The organism is Shewanella halifaxensis HAW-EB4 (genome assembly GCF_000019185.1).
Taxonomy (GTDB): Bacteria; Pseudomonadota; Gammaproteobacteria; order Enterobacterales; family Shewanellaceae; genus Shewanella; species Shewanella halifaxensis.
In genome coordinates this window covers 2192153-2207090 of the sequence record NC_010334.1, presented here as the reverse complement: position 1 = coordinate 2207090, position 14938 = coordinate 2192153, and the positions used below count along the sequence as shown (strand labels likewise).

Annotated in this window: 13 protein-coding genes; 7 read left to right on the top strand and 6 right to left on the bottom strand. The window is 42.9% G+C overall.

Annotated elements, in window-relative coordinates; all coding sequences use genetic code 11:
- Nucleotides 1-117: 117 nt before the first annotated feature.
- On the bottom strand, nucleotides 118-477 hold the full coding sequence (locus tag SHAL_RS09560) for a hypothetical protein (protein WP_012276943.1): 360 nt from the start codon (nucleotides 475-477) through the stop codon (nucleotides 118-120).
- A gap of 155 nt (nucleotides 478-632) precedes the next feature.
- Complete coding sequence (locus SHAL_RS09555) at nucleotides 633-1706, bottom strand: isoaspartyl peptidase/L-asparaginase family protein (RefSeq protein WP_012276942.1); 1074 nt, start codon at nucleotides 1704-1706, stop codon at nucleotides 633-635.
- A 147-nt stretch (nucleotides 1707-1853) separates the two neighbouring features.
- Between SHAL_RS09555 and SHAL_RS09550 the strand changes: the two genes are divergently transcribed.
- Nucleotides 1854-3701 (top strand): autotransporter assembly complex protein TamA, encoded by a 1848-nt coding sequence (locus SHAL_RS09550; protein WP_012276941.1) that lies wholly within the window; start codon nucleotides 1854-1856, stop codon nucleotides 3699-3701.
- Nucleotides 3698-7705 (top strand): autotransporter assembly complex protein TamB, encoded by a 4008-nt coding sequence (gene tamB, locus SHAL_RS09545; RefSeq protein ID WP_012276940.1) that lies wholly within the window; start codon nucleotides 3698-3700, stop codon nucleotides 7703-7705. The genes SHAL_RS09550 and tamB overlap by 4 nt, the downstream gene beginning before the upstream one ends.
- Before the next feature lie 83 nt (nucleotides 7706-7788).
- Here tamB and fadR read toward each other — a convergent pair whose 3' ends face one another.
- Entirely contained in the window at nucleotides 7789-8508 is a 720-nt protein-coding gene (gene fadR / locus SHAL_RS09540) for a fatty acid metabolism transcriptional regulator FadR (RefSeq protein WP_012276939.1), read from the bottom strand.
- 296 nt (nucleotides 8509-8804) lie between these two features.
- Here fadR and nhaB point away from each other — a divergent pair, with 296 nt between their 5' ends.
- Together nhaB and dsbB are read left to right on the top strand one after the other, a co-directional pair.
- Complete coding sequence (gene nhaB / locus SHAL_RS09535) at nucleotides 8805-10391, top strand: sodium/proton antiporter NhaB (protein ID WP_012276938.1); 1587 nt, start codon at nucleotides 8805-8807, stop codon at nucleotides 10389-10391.
- 93 nt (nucleotides 10392-10484) lie between these two features.
- Nucleotides 10485-10994 (top strand): disulfide bond formation protein DsbB, encoded by a 510-nt coding sequence (gene dsbB / locus SHAL_RS09530; protein WP_086020034.1) that lies wholly within the window; start codon nucleotides 10485-10487, stop codon nucleotides 10992-10994.
- 97 nt (nucleotides 10995-11091) lie between these two features.
- On the opposite strand, the gene SHAL_RS09525 is transcribed toward dsbB, so the two are convergent.
- The 3 genes from SHAL_RS09525 to SHAL_RS09515 all read right to left on the bottom strand — a co-directional run bounded on the left by SHAL_RS09525 (nucleotide 11092) and on the right by SHAL_RS09515 (nucleotide 13046).
- Complete coding sequence (locus SHAL_RS09525) at nucleotides 11092-11532, bottom strand: YcgN family cysteine cluster protein (protein ID WP_012276936.1); 441 nt, start codon at nucleotides 11530-11532, stop codon at nucleotides 11092-11094.
- A gap of 196 nt (nucleotides 11533-11728) precedes the next feature.
- Nucleotides 11729-12724 (bottom strand): lytic murein transglycosylase, encoded by a 996-nt coding sequence (locus SHAL_RS09520; protein WP_012276935.1) that lies wholly within the window; start codon nucleotides 12722-12724, stop codon nucleotides 11729-11731.
- 40 nt (nucleotides 12725-12764) lie between these two features.
- The gene (locus SHAL_RS09515; RefSeq protein ID WP_012276934.1) at nucleotides 12765-13046 is read right to left on the bottom strand and encodes a YcgL domain-containing protein; all 282 of its coding nucleotides are present in this window, start codon (nucleotides 13044-13046) and stop codon (nucleotides 12765-12767) included.
- Nucleotides 13047-13166: 120 nt separating this feature from the next.
- Between SHAL_RS09515 and minC the strand changes: the two genes are divergently transcribed.
- Genes minC through minE form a run of 3 tightly spaced genes read left to right on the top strand, consistent with a single transcriptional unit; the run spans nucleotide 13167 to nucleotide 14934 of the window.
- Entirely contained in the window at nucleotides 13167-13832 is a 666-nt protein-coding gene (gene minC, locus SHAL_RS09510) for a septum site-determining protein MinC (RefSeq protein WP_012276933.1), read from the top strand.
- 28 nt (nucleotides 13833-13860) lie between these two features.
- Nucleotides 13861-14670, top strand: coding sequence for a septum site-determining protein MinD (minD, locus tag SHAL_RS09505; protein ID WP_012276932.1), 810 nt, complete (start codon nucleotides 13861-13863; stop codon nucleotides 14668-14670).
- Nucleotides 14671-14673: 3 nt separating this feature from the next.
- Nucleotides 14674-14934, top strand: coding sequence for a cell division topological specificity factor MinE (gene minE / locus SHAL_RS09500; protein WP_012276931.1), 261 nt, complete (start codon nucleotides 14674-14676; stop codon nucleotides 14932-14934).
- The last annotated feature ends 4 nt before the right edge of the window (nucleotides 14935-14938 follow it).

Here is a 14938-nt window from a genome sequence, read left to right as displayed (position 1 = left end):
CTAATTTTATATATAATTGTTAACTAATATGATGAGAATAAGGTTATGCAGACAGACTCTGGTGAGCCTGTGAATAAATGAGCATTTTGACACGAGCAGTTACTTACGACTAATAAACTACTTTGAATTTACCTTTTTTAATTGCTGATACTTCTCTAATACACCATTACGAGCGAGGCCCCGCTTTACGTTAGTGCACAGCTTACCAAAACGGCGTATTTCATCAAATTGCGGTGTTTGACCGTTAGCAATTGCGGTTTCCCAATAGCTCAACTCGCTGTCGACTAGTTCCAACAACTTTTTCGGACAACCAAGACAGCTGCCATCGGGCCCACAAACGAAGGTTTCTGGCTCATACAAAGGAAGCTCCAGCTTAACCTGCTCGATGATTTGTCGCATCGCAGTGGTTCTATCAGGCTTTTGAGCTGTAGTGCTTTGTATCTTCTCGGCTATCATCAGATGTTTTACAAGGTTCATTTTCACTCATTATATAACCTGGTAGACTATTTTATTAGTGAATAATAATTTAACGGCCTTAATAGAGAATAAATCGATAACCATTAAGGCGATATGTTAACCGAGTATAAGCGCGCCAAGCTCTGCAAGTTGATCTTAGTGCGCTTCATCTTTGATTATAAATCAGACCAGATCATCACCTGTGCAGGCTCGTTATTCTTACGCGTCGCACGGTACATACCTTCGGTGTTAAATGGTGTTGCAATATTACCGCGCTGATCGATAGCAACAACACCACCGGTACCACCAGCAGTGATTAGACGCTGATTAATCACCTCATCGGCCGCTTGAATAATCGATTTCTTCTGATATTTGACCTTAGCGCAGATATCTCCCGCAACGTGATAGCGAATAAAATACTCGCCATGACCTGTTGCCGATACGGCGCACACACCATTTTCAGCATAGGTACCAGCTCCAATAACAGGTGAGTCACCAATGCGGCCAAAACGCTTAGCCGTCATACCACCAGTTGAGGTTCCTGCTGCTAGATTACCATTTTGATCTAGAGCAACGGCGCCCACGGTGCCAAATTTATAGTCAAACTCGCTGTAATCGAGGGCACTTTGTTGGTAATTATGGTGAGTATTAACGCCAGTACTATGCCCAGTGCTCGCTTGGTAATCAGAGTTTGACTCCGCTTTTTGGATTTTTTCTTTGGCGCTTTGTAATTGCTGATAACGACTATCGGTATCGAATGTGTTTACAGGAACTAACTGAAAACCCTGAGTGAGAGCAAACTCTTCAGCACCTTGACCCGATAACATCACATGGGGTGACTTTTCCATCACGGTGAAGGCTAAGTCGATCGGATTTTTAATATGTTTTACCCCAGCAACGGCGCCAGCATTCATGGTTTTTCCATCCATGATCGATGCGTCCAATTCATGACCACCATCATAGGTATATACCGCGCCAATGCCCGCATTAAATAGCGGGCTGTTTTCTAGGATATTTATCGATGCTCGAACGGCCGATAAGCTATCTCCCCCTTTGGCTAGAATATCGTAACCCGCATCAACCGCTTGCTGTAATTTCGCGCGATAAGCTTGTTGCTGTTCTGCGGTTAAATTTGCCTTGGAAATGGTGCCTGCGCCACCATGAATCGCAATTGAAAAAGGCCTATCACTGGCCATGCTACTTGCAGACATAACTGTTGATAATATAAGCAAGGATGTACGACTTAGCATTTTGAACTTCACAAACTGTATCCTATTGTATTTATTTGCTCTCTTTGTAACCATTTTCGACCATAATTACAATCAGCAACTTGCTTGAGCTAACGATTCTAGTGACAATAGCTTGTCTAAATTAAACTAATACTAAGAGTCTAATTTTTGTTAAAAAGTTTGCTTCGAGTACTAACCATCCCCTTACTGCTTATCGGTGTTACATGCGTAACATTTTCAGTTCAGGCGAATGATTGGATAACACTCAAGATTAAAGGTGTCGAGGGTAGCTTGGCACGTAACGTAAAGGCTCACTTGGGTACATTGCCTGACTCGAGTGTGCAACGCCGTGCATTTATCTTTAATGCCGAAGATAATACAGAGGCAGCGATGCACTCTATGGGCTATTACCACAGCAAAATTTCCCAGCATGTCACCAACAATGAAAAAAAAGCTTGGGTGCTCAATATTGATATCGATGCAGGACCACCGACATTAATTAGTTGGATTGATATTCAAGTTAAAGGTGAGATGCGAAATGATCCCATTTTTGAAAAATGGCTCAGCCAATTAAAAATCCGTCCAGGAGATAGACTCAATCAAGGAGTTTACGAGGATATCAAGTCACAACTACTGACTCTCGCACTCGCTAGAGGGTATTTTGATGGCAAATTTGACCAAGCCCAAATCGCCGTTAACCGCGATTTTAACACCGCTAAAATTTCACTCTATTATGACTCGGGTAAGCGATACCACATAGGTAAGGTCAGTTTTACCGGCTCTACCTTAGAGCCGCAGATTCTAGAGGAATTGATCCCATTTAAACTTGATGCACCATACAGCACCGCAAACCTAGGTCAGTTAAACAGACAGTTGTTAGATACCGGTTATTTTTCCAATATCAAGGTGCTACCTCTGGTTGATCAAGTCAAAGGCCTGCAAGTTCCGGTGCGTGTAGAGCTAAGTTCACGGCCTTATCACTCTATCGAGTTAGGTCTAGGTGCTGATATTGGTAATACTGTCGATAACAACCTTGAACCAAGAGTACGAGTGACCTGGCGTACCCCGCAAATTAATAAATATGGCCATTCGCAGGAAACAACTGCCGAGTGGTCACCGGATAAACCTAAGTTTTTAACCACTTATACTATCCCGCTCAGCCATCCAATTGACGACCAATTAAAAATCCGCGTGGGTATACTACGGGATAAGTACGGTGTCACTCAGGTCTACAATCCTGACGAACGTCAATTTAATAATACGGGTCAACTTGAAGCTACCAAAACGGTATTAGCGGTGATCAGACATCAGCGCCTTGAAAGTAAATGGCTATTTAACTATTCAGCTGAAGTCATGAGCGAAAACTATACCCAATCCGGTGTGGACTATGACCCCAGATATGTTTTGTTCGGCACTAGCCTCTCGAAAACGGTTCGTGGCGATAATTCTCTCGATCCTAAATCTGGCTTCTTCCAATTCTATAGTCTCGAATATGCCGATCCTAACTTGGGTTCAGAGGTCAGGCTGGCACGGTTACAGAGCAAGTTCATCTGGATTGACACATTTTTTGAAAAACACAGGATCGTTTCCCGCTTAGATATGGCAGCAAACTTAACCAGTAACAATTCATTGGCAGAGATCCCGCCCTCATTGCGCTATTTTGCCGGTGGTGACCAAAGTATTCGTGGTTATAGTTACAATGAACTCGGTCCTTCAATTGACAGTGTTAATGCTGACGGTGAAGTGATCAGAGAGGTCGTCGGTGGACGTTATCTTATGGTGGGTAGTATAGAGTATCAATACTATTTAACCCCACACTGGCGTGTAGCGACATTTGTCGATGCGGGTAATGCATTTGATGTTAACCAAATTGAGTTTGTGACTTCAGTGGGCGCAGGTATTCATTGGATCTCGCCAATCGGCCCAGTAAAGCTCGATATAGGTATTGGTTTAAAAGAGACCGATACCATTAGTCGTCCTTGGCGAATTCACATCACAATGGGGTCTGTGTTATGACGACTCCTTCTCATCAAGGTCCAAAAGCTAGTTTCCCCGCTAACCCACCAGCGATGAAGCGCTCTTGGCGTGCAAATATGTGGCGCTGGTTTAAACGAATAAGTCGCATCATTATTTACACGCCACTGCTTCTTTTGGTGTGCACGGCAATGTTAATTGGCAGCCAATTTGGTGGTCATATTGTCGTTAAGCTAGCCGATATCTTTGTGCCAGATCTCGAGCTTGATTATAAATCGGGTCAAATTAACCGCCAACTCGAACTTAATTATGCCGCCTGGCAGATGAATGGGGTCAAAGTTGAGATCTCAGATCTGGTGCTTGCCTGGAATCCGATGTGCTTAATGCAGAAGCAACTTTGCGTAGAGCAGTTAACGAGTTCAAAAGTCAATGTTGAAATAGACACGGCTCTTATTGGCGAAGAAGGCCCAACACTAGACGAGCCGACAACTGCACATGACAATGTGGACATCAAGGACCCATCGCCAGCTGTAGGGGCCGATGGAACTGGCGCCACTGAGACTGAGGAATCGACAAACCAAGAGATCACTCTACCATTTGGGATCAGCTTAATTGCAGGCTCGCTGCAAAACGTCACTGTGCGCGTTAATGACATGGACTTTAACGCCAATCAGCTCAACCTGAGTGCAGAGTGGCTTTCAACAGGCATTCGTGCAAGCTCCATCTATTCAGAAGGCCTGTTAGTCTCTATTCCTTTCGAAGCGACAGATAAACAGCAAGATGTAGCCTCAGTTAAATCGTCAGTGAACGATAACAACAGTAAAGAAAAACCAAAACAAAAGTCACAACAGGCAAGTGCTGACAAAGATAAAGCCGCCAGTGACGACTGGGCAATGGCAAATCTTCCACAAGTGTTTATGCCTATTCCTGTATTTGTTGAGGACTTAAATATCGACAATGGGGATTTGATACTTGGACCTCGTAAAGATCATTTTACCCGTCTGCATTTAAGTGGCAGCTACCAACAGTTTTTAATCAATATTGATGATTTTAAGGCTAGCCACAGTTACGGTGATATTAAACTCGTGGGTCAAATGTCACTTATTAACGATTACCCGATGGATATTCAGTCCAACATAAATCTTTTCCATGTCACTGAGTTACCAGGACTTAAAAAGCAAAATCTAGACATTACGGTCAAGCAAGGTTTTAAGGATCTTAAAAGTCAGATAGTCGGAAGCGGTCAATTTAGCTTTGACATCGACTCGACAATTAAACTGGCTAAGCCAAACATCCCCTACCAGTTAAGCTTGAACGCTAAGCAGTTACAGTGGCCACTACAAGAAGCTGAGTTTCGTGGCAACAATATTAAGCTCACCAGTAAAGGGGACTTAGATACTCAAAATGTGACCCTGAGAGGCCTATTCTCATCTAGCTATCAACCACCACTCGATATTGATGCAGTATTCAAGCACGCTAATGGTCGTGTAGATTTTGAGAAACTACATGCAAATAACGATCTCCTTGGCTCGCTCGTCCTACAGGGACAATTTGAATATGGTGAGCAATTAAGCTGGAATGCCAAAATTGCTGCGCAGAACCTTGATATCAGTCACCTAAAAGTCACTGAAAATCAAGTGTTACCTAACAGTGATATTACTGGCCCCTTAAATACGAGTGGCAAGTTCAATCTCGCCGATAAGAGCTGGTCTATCGATGTGGAACAAGCAAATCTTAGTGGCCATGTGATGCATTACCCGCTTAAAATTGATGGGGCTGTTGCCATTAACAATAAATGGTATCTAAGCTCTGATGGTCTCAATGTGAGCGCTTTACAGAGCCGATTATTTATCCAAGGAGAAGTCGATAAACACTGGGCGTTAACCGGAAAGCTCACTGTACCCGATTTAACTTTATGGCAGGATGATGCCAAGGGAGCCATCAACGCAGATATTAATGTATCGGGTGAAAATGAACACCCAGATATTGCTGTGTCGCTAAATGCTAATGAGCTGCAGTTTCTAGCACTCGAGCTTGCAAACGTGTCTCTCGACGGACACTACAAACCGTTCGATAATCAAGGCTTTAAGGCTGCAATTAATTTACAAGAGTTTAGCTACCAAGATCTTAACCTCTCTAGTATTGTGGTTAACACTGAAGGAGACTTAACTCAGCAATCACTCACTCTCAAGTCAGAGGGCGATCTTAAGCTAACCACAGATATCAGTAGTCAGTACGACGAGCACAAGCAAGATATTACTGCGCAAATAAATCGGCTTTCACTCGCTTCCAAGCTCGGTGATATTACCCTTGAAGCCCCTATGGCCGCTGAGTATAGTTTAGATAAAAAAGTTGGCAATATAGCACCATTTTGCCTGTCTCACGTTGGTGGACAACTATGTGCTAAAGCGCCAATTCAACTTGGCTTAAGTGGTCAGGCAGGCCTAGAGTTTGTGGGTGATCTTGGCGTCTTGGTCAAGCCTTGGTTACCAGATAGTCTTAATTGGGAAGGTCCTGCTACCCTAACCTCAAATTTTAAGTGGTTTAAAGATAAAAAGCCCAGCGGCAATGTTGAGTTAACGCTATCTCAAGGCCATATTGACTTTAAAGCGACAAATAGTAGTGATATTGCTATTGGCTATAAGTCGCTACAACTGCGGAGCCGTTTAGATGATAAGCAACTGGTTAGCTCGCTTTCTCTAGAATCTCACGACATCGCAAGCATGGATGCTAACCTAGCAATTAATGTCAGTCCCGATAGAAAAATGCAGGGACAACTTTTACTGCAACAGATCAACTTGCAAGCGTTAGCTGAATTACTGCCAGAACTTGAAGTCCTCGAAGGAAAGATCTCAAGTAAGCTGCAAATTGGCGGTAGCTTAAGTGAACCTCAAGTATCAGGTGAAATCTCGCTCAATAACGGTTCAATTATGGCTACCGCAAACCCGACATTATTAGAGGATGTTGATCTCGACTTTATCTTTTCGGGTAAAAAAGCAAAAATCGATGGTGAGCTCAAAATGGGCAAAGGAAAGGCCTATGTTGACGGTGAGCTAGATTGGGCACAGCAAAAACTAAAGGGTGCTTTCGCTATAAAGGGTAAAGACTTAGCCGTGATCCAGCCGCCACTTGCTATTTTGAATGTGGCAACAGATTTACAAGTCAAATTCACCGAACACTCTGTTCATATTGGTGGTGATATAAATGTCCCATCAGGCCACATCACCATAGTACAACTGCCAGAGGGCGGTGTTGCACTTTCTAAAGATGTTGTCTTTACCGATAGCCAAGCGTCCGAACAAGTAAAAGTATCACCGCTTGCTGTATCTGCAGAAGTAAACCTAAATGTAGGTAATAATCTACGTGTGGATGGCATGGGATTAACGGGTAAACTGCAAGGTCAGTTAGAGTTACAGCAAGAGCCTTTTAAACCACCTTTACTCTTTGGCGAAATAAAAGTTGTTGACGGAAATTACAAATTTATGGGGCAAACCCTCGAGATCCGAGCTGGTGAAATGCAATTTGTCGGCCCTGTTGACGTGCCAAACCTTAATATTGAAGCGGTACGTGAAATCAAAGATGAGGATGTCGTTGCTGGCGTACGCATCACGGGCACCCCAATGAAGCCCGTTGTTAATCTTTTCTCCAATCCAGCTAAAGAACAGGCTGAAATTCTCAATTATATTGTCAGAGGCACAGGGCTGACTAATAACAGCATAGATCAAAATAGCGGCTTGATGATGGGGGCGGCACTGTCATTAAGCAGTCAAATTGATGGTGGCGCTATTGGTAACTTAGGTAATACTGCCGCCAATATGATTGAGAAGATCGGTTTCTCTAATGTGCAGCTCGATGCAAATGATGATGGTCGCTTCGCTATCAGTGGCTTTATTGGTGACAAACTCATGATCAAGTATGGTGTGGGTGTCTTTAACCCAGGTTATGAGATGACAGTCCGATACTACCTATTATCGCAACTGTACCTAGAAAGTGTATCAGGCTCTATTGAGCAGTCTCTAGATCTCTATTATCGCTTTGATCTGTAGTCCAATAACTAGCCCAGAACATTAAAAACAAAAAAGCCATCTTAACGATGGCTTTCTTTTTTAAAACAGATGATTCATGTGACTTACGTATCTGAATGACCTAACTCTACAGGCATATCATCACGCAAACTCTGCCACATAACACCACTATTGATCCCATATGTACGCATCAACGCAGGTACATCGGTGTAGTTTTTATCGATAGCAAGTTGCTGCAACTGCTTATAAAAATCCATCGCCAAGGCACGAGCTTCAGCACTTGAAAAATAGTAACGCCCCACTCTGCTATACAAGCCTTTAAATCCGTTTAGGATCAAAACATAAAGTGGATTACCTGACGAAAATGCCAAGGTGTGTTGTAACGCGTAGTCAAAGTCAGCATAGGCCTGTGCAGTATCTTCAAGCTCATTGATATTAGCCAATGCGACCACGGCTTCATCAGGACTATTGCGAATTGCGCCTCTAAAGTAAATGGCACTGACACTGCTTCGTGCCGATAGCAATTGGTCTACTAGTTCAGGGAAACCGTCAGGGTTAAGCTCGGCAATGGTCTCGAGGATGTTTAAACCTGAAGTTTCCCAGAAATTATTTACTCTGGTCGGTTTACCGTGTTGAATAGTCAACCATCCATCACGAGCCAAACGCTGTAATACTTCACGTAGCGTAGTACGGGTCACACCAATCAACTCTGAAAGCTCACGTTCTGCGGGCAGAATAGAGCCTGGCGGAAACTTATTTTCCCAGATGGATCGTACAATATATTTCTCTGCAAAACTTGCAGGACCTTTAGCATTGATGATCATTAACCTACTCTACCCAATTGTTAGTGTTGTTCTAATACAGATCATACCAGAGCCGCGAAAAATGAAAACCAAAACAGAGCTATTCGACGATGTCTATGTGAATAAAACTGTCAAAGCGCTTATTTTTCACGCTAACAATGGGTTTTAATTGATATTTTTTTGATATAGGTAGCTGTTTCGTCATAATGGGCCGTTTAACTCATCAAAAAAGCTTTTACCTTTTCATTATCGCTAGTAGCATACGATGCAAATTTGTTTGCTACTCGTAAATATAGAAAATCAATAGAGAGGATTCCATGCCTGTGACAATGAGTCGGGCGATTCTTGACAACTTCCTGGGTAATTCACCGAAGTGGTTCAAACTCGCGATCATATCGTTTTTGGTGATCAACCCAATCGTATTTTACTTTAATCCGTTTATTGCGGGCTGGCTATTAGTTGTTGAGTTTATCTTCACCTTAGCTATGGCTCTAAAATGTTACCCACTGCAACCTGGCGGTCTATTAGCGATTGAAGCTGTAGCTATCGGTATGACGTCACCGAGCCAAGTACTACATGAAATTGAAGCAAACTTAGAAGTCGTATTACTGCTGGTCTTTATGGTCGCTGGTATCTACTTCATGAAGCAGTTACTACTGTTCGTGTTTACCAAGATGATCACTAAGGTTCGTTCAAAAGTTTACGTATCTTTGTTGTTCTGTGTTTCCTCGGCTTTCTTATCGGCTTTCTTAGATGCACTGACTGTTATCGCGGTTATTATCACCGTTGCCGTTGGTTTCTATTCTATTTACCATAGAGTGGCATCGGGTAAGAGCTTTGCAGACAGCCACGATCATACCTCTGACGGTCATCCACAACTATGTGAAGAAGAACTTGAATCTTTCCGTGGTTTCTTACGTAACTTGTTGATGCATGCTGGTGTTGGTACTGCTTTAGGTGGTGTGTGCACCATGGTTGGTGAACCACAAAACCTAATTATTGCAGCACAAGCAAACTGGCAGTTCGCTGAATTTGCGATCCGCATGTCGCCAGTGACTGTACCGGTATTCTTTGCGGGTGTTACCACCTGTTTCTTGGTTGAGAAATTTAAAGTCTTCGGCTACGGGCAACAACTACCAGAAGCGGTTCATAAGATCCTATCCGATTACGATGCTCATGAAGATGCAAACCGCACCAAGCACGATAAAGTTAAGCTTCTTGTCCAAGCGTTTATCGGTGTATGGTTAATCGCAGGTCTTGCACTGCACTTAGCTTCTGTTGGTTTAATCGGTCTGTCAGTGATTATTCTTGCTACGGCATTTAACGGTATCACTAACGAACACGCACTGGGTAAGGCCTTCGAAGAAGCGCTACCATTTACAGCGTTATTAGCAGTCTTCTTTGCCATCGTAGCCGTAATTATCGATCTACAACTGTTCGCACCTGTAATTCAGTGGGCACTGAGCTATGAAGGTAACACTCAGTTAGTGGTCTTCTATATCGCCAACGGTCTACTCTCAATGGTGAGTGATAACGTATTCGTAGGTACGGTTTACATTAACGAAGTGAAAGCTGCGCTACTTAACGGCCAGATCACTCGTGATCAGTTCGATCTACTTGCGGTTGCGATTAACACTGGTACTAACCTACCTTCTGTTGCAACACCAAACGGTCAGGCTGCGTTCCTATTCCTACTAACATCTGCGATTGCTCCACTCATCCGTCTTTCTTACGGAAGAATGGTATGGATGGCGCTACCGTACACTATCGTATTATCTATCGTGGGTGTTCTTGCAATCCAGTTAGGCGCCCTAGAGCAGATGACTCAGTATTTTTATGATACACAACTATTGATTCATCACTCTGCTCAAGCCGTCACAGATAGTGTAGTATCAGGACATTGATAAGCATTTTCTGAACTATCTAACAAATAGTTAGTCATATAAAACGCCCTATTCAATAGGGCGTTTTTTTTATCTGCAATGGAGACACAATCGTTGAATGCACTCACTCGTTTTGCCCACTCAAAAGCCGCTTGGTTAATCCTGATGTTATCGGCTGTTGCACTTGAATTGGCAGCCCTATTTTTCCAACATGTCATGAAGCTAGACCCATGTGTCATGTGTATCTATCAACGCGTAGCGGTCTTTGGATTGATCTTTGCAGGCTTAATCGGTGTTGTTGGCTATCGCTATCGCATTGCTCGTGCAGTCGGAGTGATTATTTGGAGTGTGAGTGCTGCTTGGGGCTTAAAACTTGCTCTGGAGCTTGTAGATATGCAGATGAACCCGTCTCCATTTGCAACCTGCTCTTATTTGCCAGAGTTTCCAACTTGGTTACAACTTCATGAGTGGTTACCATCACTATTTATGCCTACGGGCATGTGTTCTGATATTCCTTGGGAGTTTATGGGTGTCACGATGGGACAATGGATGATTGTCGCCTTTGGTGGTTACTTGCTCGCGTTAGCTATTTTCTTCATTCCAGCATTGAGGAAGTCAGCCTAACTTGGTTAGAAGGTCTGTTTATCGACGATAACAAAGACTTAAATAGATAAAAAAAACGCCTAATTAATAAGGCGTTTTTTTATATCTTCGACTCTTGCTATTCAACATCTTTCATTGGCCAGAGTACAATATGATCTTCAATATCACGGATCTTAGTTTCACAGGTGACTTTACCCGCAACAGACATACCCGCCAAAATCATTGCTTCTTTCGAACCCGTTCTGAGCGGATGCCAAGTCGGTAATTCTCGCCCCATAAACAAGCGACGATATGCACAACTATCGGGAAGCCAAGTCAATGACTCAATATTATCAACCGTCACCTTAGTGCACGAAGGTACAAAACTAAAACGCTGTTCGTAATTCTGACAATGACCCGCTTTATTATCGAGTAACAGACAAGCGGCATTGGTGTAATAGAGTTGCTCGGTTTCATCATCAATTAATTTATTTAGGCAACACTTACCACAACCATCACATAATGACTCCCACTCTTGGGTACTCATCTGTGCTAAGGTTTTTTCATTCCAAAACGCCATGCTTAAGCCATTCACTCATTAAAATTGGTTAGCCGGAGATTATACAACGCGCACGCCCTTATACGCACTAGCCTTCAACCAACTAATACCGTTAAGGTGAAATTATTAATAAGATTTGTGACTCTAGCGGACAAAACTGAAGCGTACCGAAAAGCTTAAATTAACAGTATTGCTATAACACCTGTTTTTATCCAAGTTAAATCACTGCTGGATATTTAATCCTCTCTGAAAGATGAGCCACGGTAATGGCAAAGTAATCTGAGTTATTCCAGCGAAGCAAGCTGCGATAGTTATCATAAACCAAATACTTTCGCCCCATGATCCCGTCTGGCATGACCATAGAAACTTGCATATCATCGCGTTTCGGTAAGTTACTACCATCAAAACGCCTGACTCCCAGTTCTTGCCACTGATTAAAACTTTTCTTTGTTTTTAAGTCTGCCAAGTCTGTTTCGAATGACTTAGGTACTCGAACCTGCCTTCCCCAAGTTTCAGACGCTTTCCAGCCTGTTTGCTGAAGATAATAAGCCAACGATGCAAATACATCACTAGTATTCGTCCAGATATCTTTCTTACCGTCACCATCACCATCTTGCGCATAAGTAAGATAGGAGCTTGGCATAAATTGTGTTTGTCCCATTGCACCGGCCCATGAGCCTTTGAGCTCAGAAAATGCAATGCCTTCCCTTTCCGCAATTTTTAATGCGGCAAAAAACTCTTCACGGAAAAAGGCTTCTCGTCGACCTTCATAGGCTAAAGACGCGGTTACCGATAAAATAGGGTAATCCCCACCATACTGACCGAAGTTAGACTCGACTCCCCACAGCGCCACTATGAAGCGCGGCTGCACGCCATAGCGTTTACCTATCTTCTCAAGCTCAGGGTAATGTTGTTTGTATAAAGCCCGCGCCGTATCTACTTTAGATTGCGGCACGACTTTTGGTAGGTAGGTTTCTAGGGTAACTTGGTTTTCAGGCTGGTTTTTATCTGAAGCCAACGCTTTTTTAAACATCTTAATTTTTGGAAAAACATCGTTAACAGTTTGCAGACTAACGCCTTTATCTAGCGCCTCTTGTTTTAGAGACACGACATAATCACTGAAATGAGCTTTAGGCTCACTTTCTGCGAAAGCAACTACTGGTAACAAACTCAAACAACAAACCAGTGCTAGAACCTGTTTTCCTAAAACCATAAATTCCCTCTTGTTACACCTTTTCTGTGCTAATCCTGTTTTAATCAGGATTAAAACCGATCTCTTTCTTATGCTGTTCTAATAAATTAACCACAGGAGGCGGTAACTGTAAATAAAATCCTTTTTCTTTTAGCTCAGATCTTACTTTTTTAATATCTGCAAAGCCCAAATGATCACGCTTTTCTATCGGTAGCATCATCACTAACTGTGGCTCACCAAACATGTCCATTAATGCTTCAGGAACTCGCTCAAAATCATTGCGTTTTTCAACGAAAAGGTAACTTTCTGCCTTTCTACGGCTTTTATACACTGCACAGATCATATACGACTCAATTTCCAAACTATTCAACTTGCCAGCTACGAAAGCACACTATACCATGGACCGTTAGGAATATAATGGATATCGGCTTTGTGCTGATTTTTTCTAGAGAGCAATACAGGAATGCAAACACCTAGCCTCGAATTAAAAGGCTCTTCTTTTACTCTTTCTGTACTGCATATCAACAGTAATGATATGGCAGTTATAGCAGCTGAGTTAGATGCTAAGCTTGCCATTGCACCACAGTTTTTTCTTGGTGCGCCTTTAGTGGTTAATCTTAGCGCCATACAAGCCACTGATTTTGACATATTGGGTTTGAAAGAGATATTAACCAATCGCCAATTGATTATTGTTGGCATAACCAGTGCGTGCCCAGAACTGACTAAACAAGCGAAATCCATTGGTCTCGCGACCGTTAAAACAGGTAAAGAAGCGACTTCACAACCGCAAATGCCCAAAACGACCAAAATCGTCAAACAAAATGTCCGCTCAGGGCAGCAAATCTATGCCAAGAATGCAGATTTGATTATTGTCGGCGCAGTGGGTAACGGTGCTGAAGTGATAGCCGATGGCAGTATCCATATATACGGTACATTGCGTGGGAAAGCGATGGCTGGCGCTGGTGGCGATAGACACGCTGTTATCATGGCACAAAAAATTGAAGCAGAACTGGTATCGATTGCAGGTCAATACTGGTTAACTGAAAATCTTCAGCAAAACGGAGCCGCTCTAAGCGGTTGTATTCGCCTAGAGGGCGAATCGCTTACGGTTGAATCATTGCCTCTGTAAGAGCGCAAAATTGAAAGGATTATTATAAATGGCGCAAATTATTGTTGTCACATCGGGTAAAGGTGGCGTGGGTAAAACCACCTCAAGTGCTGCAATTGCTACAGGTCTTGCGATGAAAGGCCATAAAACCGTGGTTATCGATTTTGATATTGGTCTACGTAACTTAGACTTAATCATGGGCTGTGAGCGTCGTGTGGTTTATGACTTTGTCAATGTTATTAATGGTGAAGCAAATCTTAATCAAGCTTTGATCAAAGATAAGCGCTGTCCGCAGCTATTCGTATTACCCGCTTCGCAGACCCGTGATAAAGACGCCTTAACCAAGGAAGGGGTTGGCCAGGTTTTAGAGAACCTAGCCAAAGATTTCGAATACATTATTTGTGACTCGCCTGCGGGTATTGAAACCGGTGCTATGATGGCACTGTATTTTGCAGATATCGCTATTGTAACAACCAACCCTGAAGTCAGCTCGGTGCGCGATTCAGACCGTATTTTAGGAATGTTACAGAGCAAATCAAAGCGTGCAGAGGAAGGTTTGGAGCCAGTTAAGGAGTATCTACTACTGACTCGTTACTCACCCGCTCGCGTAACAACTGGCGAAATGCTAAGTGTACAAGATGTTGAAGAGATCTTAGCTATCCCATTACTTGGCGTGATCCCTGAATCACAAGCCGTATTAAAAGCCTCTAACTCTGGTGTACCTGTCATTATTGATCAAGAAAGCGATGCAGGTATGGCCTACAGCGATGCTGTAGAAAGGTTATTAGGTAAAGAACTGCCTTTCCGATTTCTTACGGAAGAGAAGAAAGGTTTCTTAAAACGAATTTTTGGTAGCTAACTTATGTCTCTTCTCGATTATTTTAAAACGAAAAAAGAACCGAGTACTGCGGTTACAGCAAAGGAACGACTGCAGATTATTGTGGCACATCAACGGGGAGAACGCGGTGCTCCAGATTACTTCCCTCAGATGAAACAAGAGATCATCGAGGTGATCCGTAAGTATGTGCAAGTTGGTCCAGATCAAGTCTCTGTTCAACTTGAACAAACCGACGACAATTTTTCAGTGCTTGAGCTTAACGTCACTTTGCCAGAACAAAGCTAAATAA

What these genes read in the sequence shown, in the direction of transcription:
- tamB (WP_012276940.1), top strand. Translation starts at nt 3,698, where the DNA reads ATGACGACTCCTTCTCATCAAGGTCCAAAAGCTAGTTTCCCCGCTAAC.
- SHAL_RS09555 (WP_012276942.1), bottom strand. Translation starts at nt 1,706, where the DNA reads ATGCTAAGTCGTACATCCTTGCTTATATTATCAACAGTTATGTCTGCA.
- SHAL_RS09520 (WP_012276935.1), bottom strand. Translation starts at nt 12,724, where the DNA reads ATGGTTTTAGGAAAACAGGTTCTAGCACTGGTTTGTTGTTTGAGTTTG.
- fadR (WP_012276939.1), bottom strand. Translation starts at nt 8,508, where the DNA reads ATGATCATCAATGCTAAAGGTCCTGCAAGTTTTGCAGAGAAATATATT.
- SHAL_RS09560 (WP_012276943.1), bottom strand. Translation starts at nt 477, where the DNA reads ATGAACCTTGTAAAACATCTGATGATAGCCGAGAAGATACAAAGCACT.
- minD (WP_012276932.1), top strand. Translation starts at nt 13,861, where the DNA reads ATGGCGCAAATTATTGTTGTCACATCGGGTAAAGGTGGCGTGGGTAAA.
- SHAL_RS09525 (WP_012276936.1), bottom strand. Translation starts at nt 11,532, where the DNA reads ATGGCGTTTTGGAATGAAAAAACCTTAGCACAGATGAGTACCCAAGAG.
- minC (WP_012276933.1), top strand. Translation starts at nt 13,167, where the DNA reads ATGCAAACACCTAGCCTCGAATTAAAAGGCTCTTCTTTTACTCTTTCT.
- SHAL_RS09515 (WP_012276934.1), bottom strand. Translation starts at nt 13,046, where the DNA reads ATGATCTGTGCAGTGTATAAAAGCCGTAGAAAGGCAGAAAGTTACCTT.
- nhaB (WP_012276938.1), top strand. Translation starts at nt 8,805, where the DNA reads ATGCCTGTGACAATGAGTCGGGCGATTCTTGACAACTTCCTGGGTAAT.
- minE (WP_012276931.1), top strand. Translation starts at nt 14,674, where the DNA reads ATGTCTCTTCTCGATTATTTTAAAACGAAAAAAGAACCGAGTACTGCG.